The following is a 20,988-nucleotide window of genomic DNA, read 5'->3' as shown; positions in this document are numbered from 1 at the left end:
CCTAGAAATTGAAAAGCGAGTTAAGCTCAGTGGACAGTTTTTTCACGAGCCTGAAAATAGAAAATGAGCCATGCCCATTAGACACGACTCACTTATTAAATTATTTTGTTTAATTTCGCAAGTTTAGTAAGATGTGCTGCGCAGTTTCCAAATTCATATGTGGAGCTTCTAGTAAAGCTTTAACCACTTCAGAGACTTCTTTATCCTTGGCACCAGCAAGGAGTGCAAGTGATTTAGCTTGTAATTTCATGTGACCAGCTTGAATACCGGTTGACGTTAAAGCTTTAACAGCAGCAAAGTTCTGTGCTAAACCAACAGAAACGATGATACGTGCCAACTGTTTGGCATCAGGGTGACCAAGAAGGTCGTGCGCAATTTTAACCGTTGGATTCAGTCCGATTGAGCCACCACGTGTTGCGATTGGCATTGGAAGGGTTAATTGGCCACGGAGAACTTGCGCTTCTTCGTCAAAGGTCCAAGTTGCTAAACCGCGGTATTGGCCATCTTTACAAGCGTAAGTGTTAGCACCAGCTTCGATAGCACGCCAGTCATTTCCAGTTGCCATAACGACTGCATCAATACCGTTGAAAATACCTTTGTTGTGCGTGCTTGCACGGTAAACATCCTCTTGGGCTAATTTGCTAGCTAAGTGGAATTTTCTAGCTAACTCTTGAGCTTCCTCTTTGTTACGGCTGAGGTATCGAAGGTCAACTTGACAGTCAGCGGTAACAAGAGATTCTGTTGCATAGTTTGACAAAATAGCCATCAAACTTTTACCGCCTGATAACTCTTCTAAGCTTGGCACCAAAGCTTCCATCATAGTATTAACCATGTTAGCGCCCATAGCTTCTTGAGTATCAACCGTTAGGTAAACAATCAAAAAGTCATCTTTTTCATCGATGCTCAATTCGCGTGCACCACCTCCACGTTTAACGATAGAAGGGTGCGCATCATTTGCTAGGTTAATTAATTGTTCTGTGTGTTCAACAATGGCTTTTTTAGCAGCACTTTTATTTGGAACGTCGTAAAGGGCAACTTGCCCAATCATTTTACGAGAGTGAACTTGAGTTTTGAAACCTCCAGAACGTTTGATGATTTTAGCTGCAAAGCTTGCAGCAGCAACCACAGAAGGTTCTTCGGTTACCATTGGAACATTGAAAGTTTTATCATCGATTTGAAAATCTGGCGCTAGTGAAAATGGAAGTGAAAAAGTTCCTAAGACATTTTCGGCCATTTGATTAGCAGTTTCTAGTGAGAGAAGCTCATTGTTTTTTAAGCTTTCTAAGCGTTCTGCGCTAATGAGTTCATTTTTTTCCAGATGTTCAAGGCGTTCAGCCAACGTTTTTTTGGAGAATCCTCCCCAAGTCACTTTATTTGTCATTTACTTTACCATAGATTCTTTGATGTTCATGAATTTCTTTGAGGGTAAATGCACCTGTTTTGTATTCAGGAATATTGGCGTTTCCTTCTGAGTTGATAGCAGCTTCCTCAAAGAATAATTTTTCGTAGTCTTCAACAGAAAGACGAGTGCGGTTTTTAAGCGTTTCTAAACGGTTAGTTTGTAGCATGTCTTTAAAACCATCAACCAAAGTTGCTGAGAAGATTTCTGCGACAGCACCGCTACCATAGCTGAAGAGGGCAATTTGGTCTCCAGCTACAAGATTTTTAGAATTCTCAAGAAGTGAAAGAAGACCTAAGTACAGTGAACCAGTGTAGATATTTCCGACTTCTTTACTGTAGAGAATAGTGCTTTCAAAGTTTTCCTTGAGTTTTTCTTTAAAGTCTTCTGGTAGATTCTTATCCATCACTTTGTTAAAGCCTTTAAGGGCTAACTTAGGAAATGGAAGGTGGAAGCAGAAGGCTGAGAAATCTGCAAGAGAAGTGTTGAAGCGTTTTTGAAATTCTGCCCAAGTTGTTTTCAACATGTCAAGGTATTGTTTTGTAGAGTAAATACCGTTGACGTAAGGGGTAGTAGAGTAGTTCGGACGCCAGAAATCCATAATATCGCGCGTTTGGGCAACTGAGTTGTCATTAAGTAGCAAGATTCGTGGGTCTTTTGAAATCAACATAGCAACACTACCAGCACCTTGAGTAGGTTCACCAGGGGTGTTAACACCATAGCGAGCAACGTCTGAAGCGATAACTAAAACTTTTGATTCTGGATGTTTTTGAACGTGCAAACGAGCGTAATCAAGCGCTGCTGTTGCACCATAACAAGCTTCTTTCATTTCAATGCTACGAGCAAAAGGTTGGATGCCCAAGAGACTGTGAATATAAGTAGAAGCAGCTTTACTTTGGTCAACAGATGATTCTGTTGCCACAATAATCATATCAATAGTATTTTTATCTTCCTCGCTTAGGATGCTTTCCGCAGCAGAAGCACCAAGTGTCACAATATCGTCATTGACTGGCGTGATACTTAGGTTATTTAATAGGAGACCTTTGCTGTATTTATCTGGATCAACATTGCGGCTCTCGGCCAAGTCGTCCATATTCAGCACGTATTGCGCTGTTGCAAATCCTATTTTATCAATACCAATTTTCATGAAAAAACCTTTCTCTTTATTGAATTTCCAATAAATGTTAGGAACTTTATCTTCATTCTTACTGGCCTAACAAGTTTTTAAAAAGTGGGGAAAACCTCTTAAATAGGAAATTCGTTTTTATTAAATTTACGGCGTGACTAATTGTCCAAAATTAATTTTAACATAAAGTTGGCAAAATTCCCTATAAAAAATTCGTTTGTTTCATCCTTCAAAGTAATAGCGAATTCAGTCAAATTCGTTAAAAATACTAGCTTTTTTAGTGTTTTTCAGATAAAATAGGAAGGAATGATTTTTTCAAAAAATCAATACAATCAAAGGAGAGCGGATAGCATGACAAAAGCAGATGTTATTTTTAAAGAAAATATCAAAAAAATTATGAATGAAGGGGTATTTTCAGAGAATGCACGTCCTGTGTACCAAAGTGGTGGACAAGCAAATTCTAAATATGTAACAGGTGCTTTTGCGGAATATGACCTTAGTAAGGGTGAGTTTCCGATTACAACCCTTCGTCCTATTCCCATTAAAAGTGCTATCCGAGAAATCTTCTGGATTTATCAAGATCAAACTAATGATCTTTCAGTTTTAAATGATAAATACAATGTTAAATACTGGAATGATTGGGAAGTTGATGGCACTGGTACGATCGGCGAACGCTATGGTGCAGTTGTTAAAAAACACGATATTATTCGTAAAATCTTAAAACAACTCGAAGAAAACCCATGGAATCGTCGCAATGTTATCTCACTTTGGGATTACGAAGCTTTTGAAAATACAGACGGTCTTTTGCCATGTGCTTTCCAAACTATGTATGATGTGCGTCGCGTTGACGGTGACATTTACCTTGATGCTACCTTAACCCAACGCTCAAATGATATGTTGGTCTCTCATCACATTAATGCCATGCAATACGTGGCCCTTCAAATGATGATTGCCAAACATTTCGGATGGAAAGTTGGTAAATTCTTCTATTTTGTAAATAACCTTCATATTTATGACAATCAATTTGAGCAAGCAGAAGAACTATTGCGACGTCAACCAACAGACTGTCAACCGCGTTTGGTTTTGAATGTGCCTGATGGAACAGATTTCTTTGATATTAAACCAGAAGATTTTGAATTAGTTGATTACGAACCCGTTAAACCGCAATTGAAATTTGATTTGGCTATTTAATCTTTTTCAGTGTCTTTCGTATCGCATCTCAGCATTTTTATAGGAAATCTGATAAAATGAAAGTAATGAATGAGAGGACAATATGACAAAGAAAATCGTTGCAATCTGGGCGGAAGATGAAAATCGCTTAATCGGGGTAGATGATAGATTACCTTGGCGTCTCCCAAAAGAATTAAAGCATTTTAAAGAAACAACGATGGGACAAGCCTTGTTGATGGGACGTGTAACCTTTGATGGTATGAAACGTCGCATTTTACCAGGTCGCGAAACTTTGATTTTGACACGTGATAAAAACTTTGAAGCCGATGGTGTGACAGTTGTTCATGATGTAGAACAAGTCCTTGATTGGTTTAAAACTCACGACAAAACCCTTTATATCGTTGGTGGGGCAAGTATCTATAAAACTTTTTTGCCATACTGTGATGCTATCGTTAAGACAACGGTTCATGGTGAATTTGAAGGTGATACTTATTTCCCAGATCTTGATTTAAAAGCCTTTAAAAAGGTTTCAGAGTCATTTAACGAAAAAGATGACAAAAACGCCTACGATTTTACGATTACAGTTTTTGAAAAATAAAAATAACACAGGGAGAAAGGAATGCAGAGAAGTATTTTTGGTGTGTTCACGGCTCTACTAGCAGTTATCTGTTTTTTGTGTGCTCTCCCAGCACTTAGAAAAAAACGTTATGGGTTAGCTGTCCTTTTGTTTTTGAATGCCTTTACTAATGTAGTAAATACCATTCATGCCGTGTATGGTACCTTGTTTTAAGAAATAGAGAAAGTATAAAGTTAGAGAGAACGAAAAAATGGTTGGAAATCGAACAAATGATGTAAAAGTTTATTGCTCATTTTGTGGAAAAAGCCAAGACGAAGTAAAAAAAATCATTGCCGGAAATAACGTATTTATCTGTAATGAATGTGTGGCTTTATCCCAAGAGATTATTAAAGAGGAGTTGGCAGAAGAAGTTCTCGCAGATTTGGCTGAAGTTCCAAAACCAAAAGAATTATTAGCAACCCTCGATGAATATGTTGTCGGTCAAGAACGCGCTAAACGTGCCCTCGCAGTGGCTGTATATAACCACTACAAACGTGTTTCTTTTGCCGAAAGTCGTGATGAAGAAGATGTTGAATTGCAAAAATCTAACATCCTATTAATCGGACCAACTGGTTCAGGGAAAACTTTCCTTGCCCAAACTTTGGCGAAAAGTTTAAATGTTCCATTTGCGATTGCTGACGCGACATCATTGACAGAAGCAGGATATGTTGGTGAGGACGTTGAAAATATCCTTTTGAAGCTTATTCAAGCGGCTGATTTTAATATTGAACGTGCAGAACGTGGTATCATCTACGTGGATGAAATTGATAAAATTGCCAAAAAAGGCGAAAATGTCTCAATCACTCGTGACGTTTCAGGTGAAGGTGTTCAACAAGCACTTCTTAAAATCATTGAAGGAACAGTTGCTAGCGTGCCACCACAAGGTGGTCGTAAACACCCTAACCAAGAAATGATTCAAATCAATACTAAGAATATCCTTTTCATCGTTGGTGGTGCCTTTGACGGTATCGAAGATATTGTTAAACAACGTCTCGGTGAAAAAGTTATTGGTTTTGGTCAAAACAACCGCAAGATTGATGAAGACGCTTCTTACATGCAAGAAATCATCTCCGAAGATATTCAAAAATTTGGTTTGATTCCTGAATTTATCGGACGCTTGCCAGTCGTTGCTGCGCTTGAGCAATTGACAACAGATGATTTGGTGCGCATCTTGACAGAGCCTCGTAATGCTTTGGTTAAACAATACCAAACACTTCTATCATATGATGGTGTTGAGTTGGAATTTGATGAAGATGCCCTTCAAGCTATTGCTAACAAAGCAATCGAACGTAAGACAGGTGCACGTGGGCTTCGTTCAATCATTGAAGAAACAATGATGGATATCATGTTTGAAATTCCAAGTCGTGAAGAAGTTACTAAAGTTCGTATCACAAAAGATGCCGTTGAAGGCAAAGATAAACCAATTTTAGAGATTGCCTAAGGAGAAGAGAATGACTGAGTATTTAAATACCCATAATGCCTCACTTCTGTTAAGTGCAGCTAATAAATCACATTACCCACAAGATGAGCTCCCTGAAGTTGCTCTTGCTGGTCGTTCAAATGTTGGTAAATCTAGTTTCATCAACACTCTTTTAGGACGTAAGAATTTGGCTCGTACTTCTAGTAAGCCTGGTAAAACACAGTTGCTGAATTTCTACAATATCGATGACAAGTTACGTTTTGTCGATGTTCCAGGTTATGGTTATGCCAAAGTATCTAAAGCTGAACGTGCTAAATGGGGCAAAATGATTGAAGAATACCTTGTTAGCCGTGATAATTTGCGTGCGGTGGTTAGTTTGGTAGATTTTCGTCATGACCCAAGTGCTGATGACATTCAGATGTATGAATTCTTGAAGTATTATGAAATTCCAGTTATCGTGGTAGCAACAAAAGCTGATAAAATTCCACGTGGTAAATGGAACAAGCATGAATCAGCTATCAAGAAAAAATTGAATTTTGATAAATCTGATAAGTTTGTTGTCTTCTCATCGGTTGACCGTACTGGTTTGGATGAAGCTTGGGACAGCATCTTAGAAGAATTGTAATAATGAAAGCTTGAGATGAAAATTTCAGGCTTTTTTCATTGCTATAGTTTTTAACTAAGTGTTTGATAGTTAAAGTCTATTATCATTTCTGAAAATCTTGTGATATGATAGATATATTACGGATTGAGAGGCTTATATGGAAAATCATAATTTTGAAAATGAAGGTCAATTCCAGCGTAAGATGACAAGCAGGCATTTGTTTATGTTGTCTTTGGGTGGCGTTATTGGGACAGGTTTGTTTTTAAGTTCTGGTTACACGATTGCTCAAGCAGGTCCTTTAGGAGCTGTTTTGTCTTATCTGGTTGGTGCCGTCGTTGTTTATCTAGTCATGTTATCCTTGGGTGAACTAGCTGTTGCTATGCCAGTTACTGGATCATTTCACACTTATGCGACACGGTTTATTAGCCCAGGAACAGGCTTTACAGTAGCTTGGCTTTACTGGATTTGTTGGACGGTGGCTCTTGGAACAGAATTTTTAGGAGCAGCAATGCTTATGGGACGTTGGTTCCCAGGCGTGCCAACCTGGATTTTTGCAACGTTTTTTGCTTTGGTTATCTTTGCCATCAATGCACTGAGTGTTCGCAGCTTTGCGGAAGCTGAGTCTTTCTTTGCTTCGATTAAAGTGATTGCTATTATTATCTTTATCGTGTTGGGGCTTGGTGCTATGCTTGGTCTAGTGAGCTTTGAAGGTCAACATAAGTCGATTTTATTTACCAATCTAACTGCTAATGGAGCCTTTCCGAAAGGTTTTGCTGCTCTGGTTTCAGTGATGTTGGCGGTTAACTATGCTTTCTCTGGAACTGAACTCATCGGGATTGCTGCTGGTGAGACTGACAATCCAAAAGAGGCTGTGCCAAAGGCGATTAAGACAACTATCGGACGTTTGGTCATTTTCTTTGTCTTGACCATTCTCGTCTTGGCATCACTTTTGCCAATGAAAGAAGCAGGAGTGTCAACGGCACCGTTTGTTGATGTCTTTGATAAAATGGGAATTCCATTTGCGGCTGACATGATGAATTTTGTTATCCTAACAGCTATTTTATCAGCTGGAAATTCCGGACTTTATGCTTCAAGTCGTATGCTGTGGTCACTAGCCAATGAAGGCATGCTATCGAAAAAAATTGTTAAAATCAATGAGCACGGCGTGCCAATGCGTGCTCTCTTGTTATCAATGATTGGTGCAGTGCTAGCTCTATTTTCAAGTATTTACGCAGCCGATACGGTTTATCTTGCTTTGGTATCCATTGCTGGTTTTGCTGTGGTTGTCGTTTGGCTATCAATTCCTCTTGCGCAGATTAATTTTCGAAAGAACTTTTTGAAAAATCATTCTTTAGATGAGTTGTCGTACAAAACGCCAATGACGCCAGTATTGCCTTACTTTACAATTGTGCTGTTGTTAATTTCTATTGTCGGAATTGCTTGGGATGCATCGCAAAGAGCAGGTCTGTATTTTGGACTTCCGTTTATTGCTTTGTGTTATGTGTATCACTATTTACGTTATAAAAAATGGTAGAAGGGATGTTATGGGAAAACTTAAAGAATTACTAGAATCAACTGATTATCTTATCTTGGATGGCGCATTGGGGACAGAGTTAGAAAATCGTGGTTATGATGTGTCAGGAAAGTTGTGGTCAGCAAAATATTTGCTAGAAAATCCGCAAATTATTCAAGAGCTACATGAAGATTATCTTCGTTCGGGTGCTGATATTGTGACAACATCAAGTTATCAAGCAACAGTTCAAGGGCTAGAAGATTATGGTTTGTCAGAGAAAGAGGCACTTGATATTATTGCCTTGACAGTTGAATTGGCTAAAAATGCTCGCCAAAATTTTTGGCAATCTTTGTCAGATGATGAGAAGAAAAATCGTGTCTATCCATTGATTGCTGGTGATGTTGGACCTTATGCAGCCTACTTGGCAGATGGTTCTGAGTATACTGGGGATTATCAGTTGTCAAAAGAAGCTTTCAAAGATTTTCATCGTTCACGTATTCAGACTTTGCTAGCGGCAGGAAGTGATCTTCTAGCCATTGAAACGATTCCTAATATGACTGAAGCTACAGCCTTGGTTGAATTGCTGGCTGATGACTTTCCTGATACGGAAGCTTACATGTCCTTTACGGCACAAGATAGTCAGAGCATTTCTGATGGAACACCAATGACTGAGGTTGCAAAACTCTGTGACAGCAGCAAACAAATCCTTGCTTTTGGGATTAATTGTAGCCGTCCAGCGATTATTTCAGATTTGTTGAAAGCTAGTCGTACAATTTCTCAAAAGCCTTTGGTAACTTATCCAAATTCTGGTGAAATCTATGACGGAGTAACACAGACTTGGAAATCATTACCAGACAATTCACACACTCTGTGTGAAAATAGTCAAGTTTGGCACAAACTCGGTGCTAAGATTGTTGGTGGCTGTTGCCGAACTCGTCCAGAAGACATTAAATTATTGGCTGATAAATTAAAATAAAAACGTTTGGATTTTCCAAACGTTTTTTTGATTATAGATTTGTTTCTTGAAGACGGTAGCGGATAACCACGCTTGTGTAATGATAAACGATAGCAGCTAAGGTTAGCGATACTACCCAGATTGTTCTTACTTGAATGAAATGGTGGACAATCGCGACAAAGATAGCACCGATGATAAAGCTAACAACGACCAAAGAGTAGTTCACAGCTTGTCGTTTCATTTTTGCTGTTTTTTCTTCAACAGTTAAGTAATTGTGCCATGCTGTAATCATTTTACGGTAATTTCCTGAAGTCATCAAAATAGAATAAGCGTGCGATTCAATCTGGCTACCAGAGAATGTCAAAGTTAGTAAACCAGTACCAAGTGCTAAAAGAATAACCCAAAGTAAACGATTCTCAGGTAATAGTGGCAAAGCAATCGTTACAACTAATAAAGGCAAAATAGCATAGGCACGCCAAAAGGCTGTTTTGGCTTTGGCACGTACACGCAATCCAAACATAAATCCGAGTGAAAAGAATAAGACTGAGTACAAGCGGATAAGTGTCTGATGAAGTGAACTATGACTGATATCAGCGATAAGAAAAAGAATATTTCCGGTTTGGGTGGCAACAAGTGTGTCAAATTGAATTTGGCAATAGACGTCTAGGGCTCCACCTAAAAATCCGAGTAAAACAGCTTCAAAACGACTGTTCTGAGGCATGTATTCTAAATCATTCACACCATGTCCTTCTTTCTAATAGAGTCAACAGTCATATTGTAACATTTTATAAGATAAGGTACTAGAGGATTTTTTAGAAAAATCATACTTGTCCTATATTATGCTAGAAAAAGCCCAACCCGTAACAAGTTGGGTTGAGCTTTTAAGAGATTAGGAGTGCTTAGAAACTGGAGTGCCTTGATAGGCTTATTTTTCGCTGATAACGAGTTCTCCGTCAACCATATCAGCTTTAAGGTGTTTAACATCTGTGTGATCAAGGTAAAAATCAGTGATTTTATCGCGAATTTCTTGTTCGATAACACGGCGGAGTGGTCGAACACCCATAGCTTCATCGTAACCTTCTTCGATAAGGTGTTGTTTAGCATCATCGCTGACAACCAAATCAATACCTTTCTTAGCGATAGTCTTGCTAACTTCAGCTAGCATCAAGTCAACGATTTCGTTCAAGTCATCCTTAGTCAAGTGAGAGAATTCGATGATACCGTTGAAACGGTTAAGGAATTCAGGACGGAAGTAAGGAGCGATACGATCCATAATCTTCATGTCTTTGTCTTCTTGACCAGTCAAGGCTTCATTACCAAAGCCAGCGTTAGATGTAGCAATGATAACAGTGTTCTTGAAGTTAATTGTATTACCTTGACCGTCAGTCAAACGACCATCGTCCAAAACTTGAAGAAGAAGTGTGATAACTTGTGGGTCAGCTTTTTCAATTTCATCAAGAAGAACGATTGAGTAAGGATTACGACGAACACGTTCAGTAAGTGTGTTATTGTTGTCATCGTAACCAACATAACCTGCTGTTGTACCAATCAACTTAGAAACGGCTGTGCGGTCAGAGTACTCAGACATGTCTAGACGGATGATTGCATCTTTTGAACCAAACATATCAAGAGCCAATTGTTTAGCAAGTTCTGTCTTACCAACACCAGTAGGACCTACGAAGAGGAAGCTACCAATTGGTCGGTTTCCTTCATCAAAACCAGCACGGTTACGGCGAATAGCACGAGCAACAGCATCTACAGCTTCGTCTTGACCAATGACTTTACCTTTCAAACGACTAGCCAATTCTTTCAAACGTTCGATGTCGCTTGCGCCCATGTTTGAAACAGGCACACCAGTTAGACGTTCAACGGATTCAGCAACGTCATTAACGGTAGCAGTAACTTTCTTGTCTTCAGTGTGATTATCGATTTGTTTTTGCAATTCTTCGATACGCACTTTGGCATTAAGAGCTGCTTCGTAATCTTCTTTAGCGGCAGCAGCTTCTTGTTTTTCTTTTTGTTCTGCAATTTCTTTTTCAAGAGATTTAACATCAGTTACAGGATGTTGTGCAGCTAGGTGAGCAGCAGTCATATCGATTAAGTCAATTGCTTTATCTGGTAAACTACGTTGTGGAATGTATTGGATTGAAAAGTCAACGGCAGCTTTCAAAACGTTATCTGGAAGGATAACATTGTGGTGTTTTTCGTACAAATCACGAATACCCATCAAGATGTTAAAGCTGTCTTGAGCAGAAGGAGCGTTAACTTTAACTTCGTTGAAACGACGAGCGAGCGCAGCATTTTTCAAAATGGTATTGCGGTATTCGTCTTGCGTAGTCGCACCAATAACAGTCAATTCACCACGAGAGAGAGCAGGTTTAAGAATATCCGCTAGACCTTTAGAACCAGAGTCACCACCAGTTGAACCAGCTCCAAGAATTTGATGAATTTCATCAAAGAAGAGGATGATATTACCAGCGTCTTTGACTTCTTTAATCATGTTTTGGATGTTTTCTTCGAAAGCACCACGGTATTGTGTACCAGCTTCAAGGCCTGAAATATCAATTGAGATGATTTCTTTGTTCTTGATAGCAGCAGGCACATCACCGTTAACAATGGCTTGAGCTAATCCTTCAACGACAGCTGTTTTACCAACACCAGCATCCCCGACAAGAACTGGGTTGTTCTTTGTACGACGAGACAAGATTTCAGCTGTTTCTTGAATTTCCTTGTTACGTCCAATAACGGGATCGAGTTCGTTGTTACGAGCACGTTCAGTTAAGTTTGTTCCAAGTTTAGCCAAGATACCATCTTCTTTAGGTGCAGAAGTAGGAGCGCCTTCTTGATAATCAGCATTTCCTGGGAGTTTACCAGTTTGACGGTATTGAGCAAATTCTTCAGGAGTTACTTCGCGACCATTGATTAGGTAACGTTTATTTTCTGAATTGTATCCTCCCATGTTTCCCATTAATTGGTTGAAGATATCATCCATATTTCCAAAAGGATCTCTTCCGTAAAATTGATTGTTTGCCATGTATAATTACCTCTTTTCATTCTTAAAATAATTCCAAATGATATTATGCTATGATTTGGAAGATTGAAGGTCAAATCCCTTTAGTCTTTACATATCGGAGTAGAGAGGTCGTATTTAAAGAGATTTATCAATTGTTCCTATCAATCACCTTCTGAGGATATAATACACCTTTGGTCAGTAAAAGTCAAAGAATTATGCGCAGAAAATATGATTTTTTTATCTAGTAAGCGTTTGATATTTTTGAAACTAATACTATAATATGATTTTAAGGTTTTGTTAGAAAAATTCAAAAGTCAATTAGCGTGTTATTTAATAGTAGAAAAGAGTAAAAATAAAAAAATTAAGCAAAAAAAGTAAAAAAGTGTTGACAGCTACAAAAATCTAAGTTATAATAATTAAGGTTTTGTAATGAAACTGACCTAAGACAGCAGGGGAGCTGTGCTCGTAATATTCCTGCCGAGGCACAAAACGTAATGATGAAATAACGTATTTGTACTTTCGTGTCTAGGTTTAGGTGCGAATTTTTTTGTACCTAGCCCAAAAATAATAACGGAGGTAAAACTAATGAGTGAAGCAATTATTGCTAAAAAAGCTGAACAAGTTGATGCTGTTGCTGAAAAAATGAAAGCTGCTGCATCTATCGTTGTTGTTGATTCACGTGGTCTTACAGTTGAACAAGATACAGTTCTTCGTCGTAATCTTCGCGAAAACGGTGTTGAATTTAAAGTTATCAAAAATTCAATTTTGACTCGTGCAGCTGAAAAAGCAGGTCTTGACGGAATGAAAGATCTTTTCGTAGGACCATCTGCAGTAGCATTTTCTAACGAAGATGTTGTTGCACCAGCAAAAGTTCTTAGTGACTTTGCTAAAGATGCTGAAGCACTTGAAATCAAAGGTGGGGCAATCGAAGGCGCTGTATCTTCAAAAGAAGAAATCGCTGCTCTTGCATCATTGCCAAACCGCGAAGGACTTCTTTCTATGCTCCTTTCTGTACTTCAAGCGCCAGTTCGCAACGTTGCACTTGCTGTCAAAGCAGTTGCAGACAACAAAGAAGACGACGCTGCTTAATGCGTATGGTAGCCTAGAGCTACAAACAATTATCTAATAAAACATTAATATTTTTGGAGGAATCTACAATGGCATTGAACATTGAAAACATTATTGCTGAAATTAAAGAAGCTTCAATCCTTGAATTGAACGATCTTGTAAAAGCTATCGAAGAAGAATTTGGTGTAACTGCAGCTGCTCCTGTAGCTGTAGCTGCTGCTGGTGCTGCAGACGCTGGTGCTGCTAAAGACTCATTTGACGTTGAATTGACTTCAGCTGGTGACAAAAAAGTTGCTGTTATCAAAGCTGTACGTGAAGTTACAGGTCTTGGTCTTAAAGAAGCTAAAGCTCTTGTTGATGGTGCACCTGCTAACGTTAAAGAAGGCGTTGCTACTGCAGAAGCTGAAGAAATCAAAGCTAAACTTGAAGAAGCTGGAGCTTCAATCACTCTTAAATAATAGAGTAACTACTCAAGTAGCTTAATAAAACAGAACCACTAGTCAATTGACTGGTGGTTTTTTTGTTGACAATTGTGAAGTGGAAGACTAAAATTTGGGTAACAATACTTGCTAGGAGAAGTCAGATGAAGAGATTCTCGTTATATGTTAGATTGCTATATGGTGTTACATTTCTAGTAACGATCGCCTTAGTTTTGCTCTCACCAGAAGAAATTGCACTTCATTTTAATAATGGCTTAGTGGATGGTAAAGGAAGTAGAATTAATCTTTTTATTTATCCATTTCTTACTTTTATCCTTGGAGAGGCAGGGATTTTTTGGTCAAAATGGTATCGTAAAAAGACTAATCTGAGAAGTTATCCCATACTTTTAGCAAGTGAAATCAAATTTATTCAAATCTTATCATTGATTGTATTGATTTTCATTTTAGTCATGTTACATCAAGTGTTTTAATTTTACTAAAAAGATAAGAGCTCTGGAATTCTCAGAGCTCTTGTTTTTCTGTAGTTATATCAGTTTCTTGATAAGTGTCAAGATTGAAAAATTCTGTTAGTTTTACAATCATTTTTTTGACTTCACCAGCGATAACTTCAGGTCCTTCGGGATTTTCTTTGCTTAACCAATGACGCAAAACATTGTAGTATCCACCGATGATAAAATCCATGGCAAAATTAATTTTTGTCACATCACCGCTGTAAGCAAACCAAGGGAGGGTAATGCTGTCATAGACTTCTTTGGCACGTCGGTTGAATTGGTGAAAGAAAAAATCAAAATGTTGGTGCTTGATTAAGATTGATAAAACGTTTCGTTTATGATACCAAAATTCTAATGAACCAGCCACCATTTCTTCGAAACTTTCAGATTGAGCGAAGTTTTGGCGTTCTCTTAGATACTCATCGATTACCTTTTCAAAATAGTAATTTAAGAGTTCTTGTTTATTAGCGAAGTGACGATAAAAGGTTCTTCTTGAGACTTGGGAGATTTCGAGAATATCTTTAATCTTGATGTCTTCGTAGTTTTTGTCTTTCATCAGGCAGATGAGGGAACAAAATAGCCTGTCTTTTGTATCCTTTATTTGCTTAACTTTACCACATACCATAATTAAATCCTTTCTTTTTGAGCAAAATGGGGAATTGGATCTGAGTATTAGTTAAAGTTATTATAGCACTCTCTTTGCGATGTCGGGGAAAAGAAGTTTATCCTAAAACGTTTTCCAAAAATGTAAACGTATCAAATTTATGAGATAGCCCTTTCAATGATAATGTAAATACTTATTAAAAAATCATTGGCGATATGGACAGCGTATTCAAATTGTGTTATGATATGACGGTTAAAGGGAGAGTAAGTTATGCAGCAAAAGAAGAAAACATTTCCAATCATGTCATTGGTTTATTTGGTGATTTATCTAGTTGCCGTTTTTTATAATATTGAGCACCATCAAAAAGTTTTTGTCTATCTGTGGTCAGCTTTGTTTTTGGGAAATTTAGCTTATATTATTTATAGTTTAATCAAAATGTTTCGAAAGACAAATTATTAGTGAAAATTGACTAAAAAGAGCCTTAGTAAGGCTCTTTTTTTATGGATTGATGCTTGCTATAAGGCTATCAGCTGTTGTTTCTGGTAAAATTCGAATGCGATCTAATGATAATAAACCGTCATTTTTATCAGCAATTCCTTCATTGGTTGTGATGCCAAGTTTGTAGTTGAGCTCACCAGCGAGTTGGAGAGTGGTATCAGAATAACGTCCTGCAGGATAGGCGATTGTCATGGTATCTTGTGATAAATTGTCGTCAAGGTAGTTTTTCGCATCGGACATTTCAGATTTTTGTGTGTCGTCATCACTAGCAGATAAGTCTGGATGAGTAGAGGTATGACTTTGGAAGGACATACCCTGTTCTTTCATTTCAAGCATTTGGTCAAGACTAAGGTTGGCAGGGTTTCCAACGGTGCTGGTAATCACATTATTAGTTGCTTTAGCACCATATTTTTTCAAAATAGGGTAGGCATTATCGTAAAAATCCCATAAACTATCGTCAAAAGTTAACCAAATGATTTTTGCATTTCCGTTTGGAAGAACATTTTCTGTTAGAACTTTATATGCTTCTTCTGGGGTCAAGAAATAATACCCTTCATCAGCTAAGCGCTTGATGTGGCTTTCAAAGGTTGTTGGATCAACGATAAGGTTGGCATTTGATGCTTCTTCGGGTGCCATCACGTGAATGGCGTGATACATTAGAATTGGAAGAGAAACATCTGAATCTTGCTGAACCCAGTTAACGTCATCATTATCAGTAGTTTGATTGGTTGAACTTTCTTGAGTAAAAGGAGCAGTCGATGATGGCTTGCTTGATTTTGATGAGACTTGTTCAGTTTTTTCTGCTGATAAAATCGAGTGACTCTCTTTTAGTGTGAAAAAGAGCATGGCGCCAGCTATGATACAGGCTAAAAATAGAATAATATTGACGAGTATTAGTGATTTTTTGCTTTTTTTCTCGTGCTTGTGTCGTGTTTTCATGAAAATCTCCCTTGTAGACAAAAATCTGCTTTTATTGTACTACTTTTTTAGTACAGAATAAAGAATTTACCTTAAATTAGGGAAAGATTTTTAGACTTCTTTATTTTTCTGTAAATTCTGAATAATTTTATGGTATAATGTAGAAAATGTTTTTATTTTAGGAAGTGCTGGTTGAAAAAATCACTTTTCCGTTCGAAAATTACTTACTAAGGAGAAAAAAATGTCAATAAAAATTGCTTTGCTCGGTTTTGGTACAGTTGCTAGTGGTGTTCCTTTCCTTTTGAAAGAAAATCATTCAAAAATTACGGAAGCAGCTCATGACACCATTGAAATCGCTAAGGTTCTTGTCAAAGACGATGAAGAAAAAAATCGTTTGTTGGCTGCCGGAAATGATTATAATTTTGTTACAAACGTTGATGAGATTTTAAGTGATGATAGCATTGACATTGTTGTTGAGTTGATGGGACGTATCGAACCAGCTCGTACTTTCATCACAAAAGCTCTTGAAGCAGGTAAAAATGTTGTTTCAGCCAACAAAGATTTGATTGCTACTCATGGTAAAGAATTGATTGCGCTTGCTAAGGACAAAGGCGTTGCTTTCTATTATGAAGCAGCAGTAGCTGGTGGTATTCCAATCCTTCGTACACTAGCAAATTCACTCACTTCTGATAAAGTGACTCGTATTTTGGGTGTTCTTAATGGTACATCAAACTTCATGATGACTAAGATGGTTGATGAAGGATGGACTTACGATGACGCTCTTAAGACAGCTCAAGAACTTGGGTATGCTGAAAGTGACCCAACAAATGACGTTGAAGGTATCGATGCTGCTTATAAAGCCGTTATCTTGAGTCAATTTGGTTTTGGTATGACAATTGATTTTGACGATGTCGCTCATAAAGGTATCACAACAATCACACCTGATGATGTGGCGGTTGCCCAAAAACTTGGTTATGTGATTAAACTTGTCGGCGACGTCCGTGAAGTTGAATCAGGTATTTCAGCAGAAGTGTCACCAACATTCTTGCCAAAAGCTCACCCACTTGCTAGTGTAAATGACGTTATGAATGCTGTTTTTGTTGAATCTATCGGTATCGGTGAATCAATGTATTATGGACCAGGTGCTGGTCAAAAACCAACAGCAACTTCTGTAACAGCTGATATTATTCGCATTTGCCGTCGTATTAAAGATGGCAATGTTGGTAAATCATTCAACGAATTTGCTCGTGAAACAAAAATGGCAAATCCTTCAGATGTGACAAGTCATTACTATTTTGCAATTAATACACCTGACAAAAAAGGTCAATTGCTTCGTTTAGCTGAAATCTTCAATTCTGAAAATATTTCATTTGAACAAGTGCTTCAACAAAAGGCAAACGGTACTCGTGCGCGTGTGGTTATCATTACTCACTCAATGAGTAAGACACAATTGGCTGCGGTTACTGAAAAATTGGAAGCTGAAGAAGATTTCAAAGTTTTAAATACTCTTAAAGTATTGGGTGAATAAGAAACGATAAGTTTAAAGGTGAAAGGAAGGCTCATTTTTGAGCGATTATAGTGATATGAAAATTACAGTACCAGCAACCTCTGCTAATGTTGGACCTGGATTTGATTCTGTTGGTGTTGCGGTTTCTAAGTATTTAACAATTGAGGTTTTAGAAGCTGCTGACAAATGGGAAGTTTTGCATGATTTGGGTGATGTTCCAAGTGATGAAACAAATCTTTTGATTTCGACAGCTTTGCAAGTCAAATCTGATTTAAAACCACATCGTATTAAGATGGTTTCAGATATTCCTTTGGCACGTGGTTTAGGTTCTTCATCTTCAGTTATTGTGGCAGGTATTGAGTTAGCCAATCAATTGGCTGACTTGAACTTGTCAGATGATGAAAAGCTTACGTTAGCAACTAAAATTGAAGGGCACCCAGATAATGTAGCGCCAGCTATTTTTGGAAATCTTGTGGTGTCATCATATGTTGATGGAAAAGTTAACAGTGCTGTTGCGACTTTCCCAGAAGCATCATTTGTAGCTTTTATTCCAAATTATGAATTAAAGACAAGTGATAGTCGTAATGTGCTTCCAGTTCAATTTTCTTACAAAGAAGCTGTTGCAGCCTCATCAATTGCCAATGTTGCGATTGCAGCTCTTTTGACAGGAGATTTGGAAAAAGCTGGAAAAGCGATCGAAGCTGACCTCTTCCATGAACGTTTCCGTCAAAAATTAGTAAAAGAATTTGCTCAGATTAAAGAAAAAGCACACCAAGCAGGTGCCTATGCGACTTATCTTTCTGGTGCTGGTCCAACAGTTATGGTTTTGGCGCCAAAAGAGCAAGAAAGCAAAGTTCTAGAGGCTGTTCAATCACTTGGCTTGGACGGTGAAGTAGTTGCTCTACATGTAGATACTAAAGGAGTTTTTGTTGAAAAAGACTAATTTAGGTTTTCTACTTGGTTTAGTAACATACATTTTGTGGGGCTTTTTGTCCCTTTATTGGAAATTACTTTCAGGTGTTAGTTCATATAACACCTTTTCTTATCGTATCATTTTTACAGTCATTACCATGTTACTTTACATGCTGGTATCTAGAAATCACAAGCGTTATCAGAGTGAGATTGGTGGTTTGATAGCTGATAAGAAGAAACTATTCATGATGATTTTGGCGAGCTTTTTGATTGCTATTAACTGGCTGACTTACATCTTTGCAGTGGCACATGGTCAAGCTACTCAGGCGAGTTTTGGTTATTATATTATGCCACTTGTTTCCATTTTACTTACTGTGATTTTCTTGCACGAAAGTTTAAGCCCGTGGATGCTTTTGGCAATTACTATTGCAGGATTTGGGGTTGGAATGTTAGCTTTTGACACTGGGCAAGTGCCACTAGTTTCGATTATTTTGGCCTTATCTTTTGGTTTATATGGTTTGGTTAAGAAGAATGTTCGACTATCCAGTGATGTTGCTATGCTGGTTGAAAGTAGTCTGGTTTTGCCTTTTGTTATCATTTATTTGATAGCTTTTAGTAAGGAAAGTATGCTTGATTATACTTTGCTGGAGAATGTTTTGCTGGTAATTTCTGGCGTGGTGACGGCAATTCCTTTGCTTTTATTTGCAGAGGCCGTTAAGCGTGCACCGTTGAATATTATTGGCTTTATTCAATACATTAACCCGACGATTCAGTTGATTATTGCGGTTCTTATTTTTAAAGAAACAATAGCTGCAGGACAATTAAAAGGATTTATCTTTATCTGGATTGCCATTGCTGTCTTTATTTTAGGACAAGTTATTGTGATGCGTAAAAATAAGTAGTTTGGAGCTAATATGCACAAAAAGACTGTTGTTGATTTTAAGGAATTAGGACAACGTTTAATTTTTGAAAATCCCTTGATTGAGCTTTTTGCTAAGTCGGTAAAGGATGTTAAAACCATTTTGCAAGAGGTGGAGAATTACCAAAAGCAAGGATATTATGTCATTGGTTATGTGAGTTATGAGGCAGCTAAAGCCTTTGATGAGAAGTTTTCGGTCAAATCTACCCCTCTTTCTGGTGAGTATTTGGCTTATTTTACGGTTCATCAAGAAGTTAAAAAAGAACCTTTCCCGTGTCAATCTCAAAAAAATATTCAATTGCCAAAATCATGGCAATCAAGGACGACTAAGGGTGAGTATGAGAAAGCTATTGCTAGGATTAAAGAGGAAATCAGGCAAGGAAATACCTACCAAGTTAACTACACTCTTCAATTATCCAGTCAACTTGAAGAAGATGCTTTTGCTTTATACAATCATCTAGTCATTGCCCAAGAAGCAGCTTATAACTGCTATATCGAACATGATGATTTTGCCATTTTGTCTGTTAGCCCAGAGCTTTTTTTTAAAAAAGAGGGCAGACGTCTGATAACGCGTCCGATGAAAGGAACGATTACTCGTGGTTATAGGACCAAAGAAGATTTGCAAAATAAAATCTGGCTGGCAAATGATAGTAAAAATCGTGCTGAAAACATGATGATTGTTGATTTGCTACGTAATGATATGGGACGCATTTCAGAAATCGGTAGTGTCAAGGTAACAAAACTCTGTGAGGTTGAACAATACTCAACGGTTTGGCAAATGACCTCAACCATTGAAAGCCAGTTGCAATCAGATAAAAAACTTTCTGATATTTTTTCTGCCCTTTTTCCCTGTGGGTCAATAACTGGAGCTCCTAAGATTGCGACAATGGCGATTATCAATCAGCTAGAAAAGCAAGCTCGAGGCGTTTACTGCGGGACGATTGGGATTTGTCTGCCAAATGGAGATGCTATCTTTAATGTTGGTATTCGTACCATTCAAAAATTAGGTAATCAAGCAATTTATGGTGCTGGTGGTGGCATTACTTGGGGCAGTGTCTGTGAAGATGAGTACAAAGAGGCTTGCGATAAGGCAGCAGTTTTATATCGTAATCAACCTGACTTTGACTTGCTCACAACCGCTAGGGTATCTCATAAGCAAGTGGTGGATTTAGACGAACACATCATGCGTTTAAAAGAGTCGGCAAGGTATTTTGCTTATCCGTTTTCAAAAGAAGAGTTTTTAGCAGAACTCTCTAAGCAGCTTGAGGAGTTAGATGATGCTGATTATCGTTTGCGAATTTTAGTGAAGCAAACAGGTACTCTTCAGTTCGAGCTAGCAGAATTTAGAGAGTTGCCAGAAAATTATCTGAAAGCTGAGCTAGTTCATCGCAGTGAGTCAATTGACAGTCCGTTTACTTATTTTAAGACGACCTATCGTCCGCATTTACAAAGTTTATCTGGTGAGTCTATCTTTATTTCTAATAAGGGTTATCTGCAGGAAACGACTATTGGTAATCTCATTTTAGAAATCGATGGAAAATGGTATACGCCCCCAGTTGACGTGGGAATTTTAGACGGCATTTGCAGGCAAAAATTAATCAAGGAAGGTCGCGTGATTGAAGCATATTTGACAAAAGATGATTTAAAGAAAGCCAGTCACATCTACGTATGTAACAGTGTTCGTGGCGTTTATGAAATCACTTTGAATAAATAGCAAAGCTTCTTTTAGAAATCGTTTCTATCGACTTTCCTTGTGCTATAATAGAAGTGTTATTGTAATTTTATAAGAGAAAGGTATATGCGCTAAAAGCTTAT

General features: G+C 37.9%; 20 protein-coding genes and 1 other annotated feature. Of the genes, 14 read left to right on the top strand and 6 right to left on the bottom strand.

Going from position 1 to position 20,988, the window contains the following annotated elements; genetic code table 11:
* Positions 1-109 precede the first annotated feature (109 nt).
* Together BLR83_RS03275 and BLR83_RS03270 are read right to left on the bottom strand one after the other, a co-directional pair.
* A complete protein-coding gene (locus BLR83_RS03275; RefSeq protein ID WP_074560312.1) occupies positions 110-1,381 on the bottom strand; it encodes a hydroxymethylglutaryl-CoA reductase, degradative in 1,272 nt (423 codons plus the stop codon).
* Positions 1,371-2,546: a hydroxymethylglutaryl-CoA synthase gene (locus BLR83_RS03270; protein ID WP_074560310.1), complete on the bottom strand. Its 1,176-nt coding sequence runs from the start codon at positions 2,544-2,546 to the stop codon at positions 1,371-1,373. Before BLR83_RS03270 ends, BLR83_RS03275 begins: the two co-directional genes overlap by 11 nt.
* A 330-nt stretch (positions 2,547-2,876) precedes the next feature.
* On the opposite strand from BLR83_RS03270, the gene BLR83_RS03265 reads away from it, so the two are divergent.
* The 6 genes from BLR83_RS03265 (at position 2,877) to mmuM (ending at position 8,824) form a co-directional block, all read left to right on the top strand.
* On the top strand, positions 2,877-3,716 hold the full coding sequence (locus BLR83_RS03265) for a thymidylate synthase (protein ID WP_039696780.1): 840 nt from the start codon (positions 2,877-2,879) through the stop codon (positions 3,714-3,716).
* A gap of 82 nt (positions 3,717-3,798) precedes the next feature.
* A complete protein-coding gene (locus tag BLR83_RS03260) occupies positions 3,799-4,293 on the top strand; it encodes a dihydrofolate reductase (protein WP_074560308.1) in 495 nt (164 codons plus the stop codon).
* Between the two features lie 229 nt (positions 4,294-4,522).
* Positions 4,523-5,752 (top strand): ATP-dependent Clp protease ATP-binding subunit ClpX, encoded by a 1,230-nt coding sequence (gene clpX / locus BLR83_RS03255; protein ID WP_074560306.1) that lies wholly within the window; start codon positions 4,523-4,525, stop codon positions 5,750-5,752.
* A 10-nt stretch (positions 5,753-5,762) separates the two neighbouring features.
* The gene (yihA, locus tag BLR83_RS03250) at positions 5,763-6,356 is read left to right on the top strand and encodes a ribosome biogenesis GTP-binding protein YihA/YsxC (protein ID WP_074560304.1); all 594 of its coding nucleotides are present in this window, start codon (positions 5,763-5,765) and stop codon (positions 6,354-6,356) included.
* A 136-nt stretch (positions 6,357-6,492) separates the two neighbouring features.
* On the top strand, positions 6,493-7,869 hold the full coding sequence (locus tag BLR83_RS03245) for an amino acid permease (RefSeq protein WP_074560302.1): 1,377 nt from the start codon (positions 6,493-6,495) through the stop codon (positions 7,867-7,869).
* A 10-nt stretch (positions 7,870-7,879) separates the two neighbouring features.
* On the top strand, positions 7,880-8,824 hold the full coding sequence (mmuM, locus tag BLR83_RS03240) for a homocysteine S-methyltransferase (RefSeq protein ID WP_074560300.1): 945 nt from the start codon (positions 7,880-7,882) through the stop codon (positions 8,822-8,824).
* 31 nt (positions 8,825-8,855) lie between these two features.
* Here mmuM and BLR83_RS03235 read toward each other — a convergent pair whose 3' ends face one another.
* Complete coding sequence (locus BLR83_RS03235) at positions 8,856-9,524, bottom strand: YoaK family protein (protein WP_074561098.1); 669 nt, start codon at positions 9,522-9,524, stop codon at positions 8,856-8,858.
* A gap of 204 nt (positions 9,525-9,728) precedes the next feature.
* Positions 9,729-11,837 carry an AAA family ATPase gene (locus BLR83_RS03230; RefSeq protein WP_039696785.1) on the bottom strand — a complete coding sequence of 703 codons (2,109 nt, stop codon included), beginning with the start codon at positions 11,835-11,837 and terminating at the stop codon, positions 9,729-9,731.
* A gap of 400 nt (positions 11,838-12,237) precedes the next feature.
* Positions 12,238-12,373: a sequence feature (ribosomal protein L10 leader region), on the top strand.
* 28 nt (positions 12,374-12,401) lie between these two features.
* Between BLR83_RS03230 and rplJ the strand changes: the two genes are divergently transcribed.
* The 3 genes from rplJ (at position 12,402) to BLR83_RS03215 (ending at position 13,794) form a co-directional block, all read left to right on the top strand.
* Positions 12,402-12,905 (top strand): 50S ribosomal protein L10, encoded by a 504-nt coding sequence (rplJ, locus tag BLR83_RS03225; RefSeq protein ID WP_039696786.1) that lies wholly within the window; start codon positions 12,402-12,404, stop codon positions 12,903-12,905.
* A gap of 68 nt (positions 12,906-12,973) precedes the next feature.
* Positions 12,974-13,342, top strand: coding sequence for a 50S ribosomal protein L7/L12 (gene rplL / locus BLR83_RS03220; RefSeq protein ID WP_004232036.1), 369 nt, complete (start codon positions 12,974-12,976; stop codon positions 13,340-13,342).
* A 125-nt stretch (positions 13,343-13,467) separates the two neighbouring features.
* Entirely contained in the window at positions 13,468-13,794 is a 327-nt protein-coding gene (locus tag BLR83_RS03215) for a DUF1648 domain-containing protein (protein WP_074560299.1), read from the top strand.
* A 31-nt stretch (positions 13,795-13,825) separates the two neighbouring features.
* Here the strand turns inward: BLR83_RS03215 and BLR83_RS03210 are convergent, their stop codons facing one another.
* Complete coding sequence (locus BLR83_RS03210; protein WP_234793106.1) at positions 13,826-14,371, bottom strand: TetR/AcrR family transcriptional regulator; 546 nt, start codon at positions 14,369-14,371, stop codon at positions 13,826-13,828.
* 318 nt (positions 14,372-14,689) lie between these two features.
* Between BLR83_RS03210 and BLR83_RS03205 the strand changes: the two genes are divergently transcribed.
* Positions 14,690-14,878 (top strand): hypothetical protein, encoded by a 189-nt coding sequence (locus tag BLR83_RS03205; protein ID WP_074560296.1) that lies wholly within the window; start codon positions 14,690-14,692, stop codon positions 14,876-14,878.
* Positions 14,879-14,917: 39 nt separating this feature from the next.
* On the opposite strand, the gene BLR83_RS03200 is transcribed toward BLR83_RS03205, so the two are convergent.
* Positions 14,918-15,856: a polysaccharide deacetylase family protein gene (locus BLR83_RS03200; RefSeq protein ID WP_074560294.1), complete on the bottom strand. Its 939-nt coding sequence runs from the start codon at positions 15,854-15,856 to the stop codon at positions 14,918-14,920.
* Between the two features lie 220 nt (positions 15,857-16,076).
* On the opposite strand from BLR83_RS03200, the gene BLR83_RS03195 reads away from it, so the two are divergent.
* Genes BLR83_RS03195 through pabB form a run of 4 tightly spaced genes read left to right on the top strand, consistent with a single transcriptional unit; the run spans position 16,077 to position 20,887 of the window.
* Complete coding sequence (locus BLR83_RS03195; RefSeq protein WP_074560293.1) at positions 16,077-17,363, top strand: homoserine dehydrogenase; 1,287 nt, start codon at positions 16,077-16,079, stop codon at positions 17,361-17,363.
* Between the two features lie 55 nt (positions 17,364-17,418).
* Positions 17,419-18,285: a homoserine kinase gene (thrB, locus tag BLR83_RS03190; protein ID WP_074561097.1), complete on the top strand. Its 867-nt coding sequence runs from the start codon at positions 17,419-17,421 to the stop codon at positions 18,283-18,285.
* A complete protein-coding gene (gene rarD / locus BLR83_RS03185; RefSeq protein WP_074560291.1) occupies positions 18,272-19,156 on the top strand; it encodes an EamA family transporter RarD in 885 nt (294 codons plus the stop codon). The genes thrB and rarD overlap by 14 nt, the downstream gene beginning before the upstream one ends.
* A gap of 12 nt (positions 19,157-19,168) precedes the next feature.
* Positions 19,169-20,887 (top strand): aminodeoxychorismate synthase component I, encoded by a 1,719-nt coding sequence (gene pabB / locus BLR83_RS03180; protein WP_074560290.1) that lies wholly within the window; start codon positions 19,169-19,171, stop codon positions 20,885-20,887.
* The last annotated feature ends 101 nt before the right edge of the window (positions 20,888-20,988 follow it).

The organism is Streptococcus equinus, from assembly GCF_900101445.1.
Classification (GTDB): Bacteria; Bacillota; Bacilli; order Lactobacillales; family Streptococcaceae; genus Streptococcus; species Streptococcus equinus_B.
The sequence above is the reverse complement of the archived record's forward strand: the minus strand, read 5'-3'. Positions and strand labels throughout refer to the sequence as shown.

Bases quoted from the DNA above. Each gene is read 5' to 3' on its own strand.
- BLR83_RS03275 (WP_074560312.1), bottom strand. From the start codon at position 1,381: ATGACAAATAAAGTGACTTGGGGAGGATTCTCCAAAAAAACGTTGGCT.
- BLR83_RS03270 (WP_074560310.1), bottom strand. From the start codon at position 2,546: ATGAAAATTGGTATTGATAAAATAGGATTTGCAACAGCGCAATACGTG.
- BLR83_RS03265 (WP_039696780.1), top strand. From the start codon at position 2,877: ATGACAAAAGCAGATGTTATTTTTAAAGAAAATATCAAAAAAATTATG.
- BLR83_RS03260 (WP_074560308.1), top strand. From the start codon at position 3,799: ATGACAAAGAAAATCGTTGCAATCTGGGCGGAAGATGAAAATCGCTTA.
- clpX (WP_074560306.1), top strand. From the start codon at position 4,523: ATGGTTGGAAATCGAACAAATGATGTAAAAGTTTATTGCTCATTTTGT.
- yihA (WP_074560304.1), top strand. From the start codon at position 5,763: ATGACTGAGTATTTAAATACCCATAATGCCTCACTTCTGTTAAGTGCA.
- BLR83_RS03245 (WP_074560302.1), top strand. From the start codon at position 6,493: ATGGAAAATCATAATTTTGAAAATGAAGGTCAATTCCAGCGTAAGATG.
- mmuM (WP_074560300.1), top strand. From the start codon at position 7,880: ATGGGAAAACTTAAAGAATTACTAGAATCAACTGATTATCTTATCTTG.
- BLR83_RS03235 (WP_074561098.1), bottom strand. From the start codon at position 9,524: ATGCCTCAGAACAGTCGTTTTGAAGCTGTTTTACTCGGATTTTTAGGT.
- BLR83_RS03230 (WP_039696785.1), bottom strand. From the start codon at position 11,837: ATGGCAAACAATCAATTTTACGGAAGAGATCCTTTTGGAAATATGGAT.
- rplJ (WP_039696786.1), top strand. From the start codon at position 12,402: ATGAGTGAAGCAATTATTGCTAAAAAAGCTGAACAAGTTGATGCTGTT.
- rplL (WP_004232036.1), top strand. From the start codon at position 12,974: ATGGCATTGAACATTGAAAACATTATTGCTGAAATTAAAGAAGCTTCA.
- BLR83_RS03215 (WP_074560299.1), top strand. From the start codon at position 13,468: ATGAAGAGATTCTCGTTATATGTTAGATTGCTATATGGTGTTACATTT.
- BLR83_RS03210 (WP_234793106.1), bottom strand. From the start codon at position 14,371: ATGAAAGACAAAAACTACGAAGACATCAAGATTAAAGATATTCTCGAA.
- BLR83_RS03205 (WP_074560296.1), top strand. From the start codon at position 14,690: ATGCAGCAAAAGAAGAAAACATTTCCAATCATGTCATTGGTTTATTTG.
- BLR83_RS03200 (WP_074560294.1), bottom strand. From the start codon at position 15,856: ATGAAAACACGACACAAGCACGAGAAAAAAAGCAAAAAATCACTAATA.
- BLR83_RS03195 (WP_074560293.1), top strand. From the start codon at position 16,077: ATGTCAATAAAAATTGCTTTGCTCGGTTTTGGTACAGTTGCTAGTGGT.
- thrB (WP_074561097.1), top strand. From the start codon at position 17,419: ATGAAAATTACAGTACCAGCAACCTCTGCTAATGTTGGACCTGGATTT.
- pabB (WP_074560290.1), top strand. From the start codon at position 19,169: ATGCACAAAAAGACTGTTGTTGATTTTAAGGAATTAGGACAACGTTTA.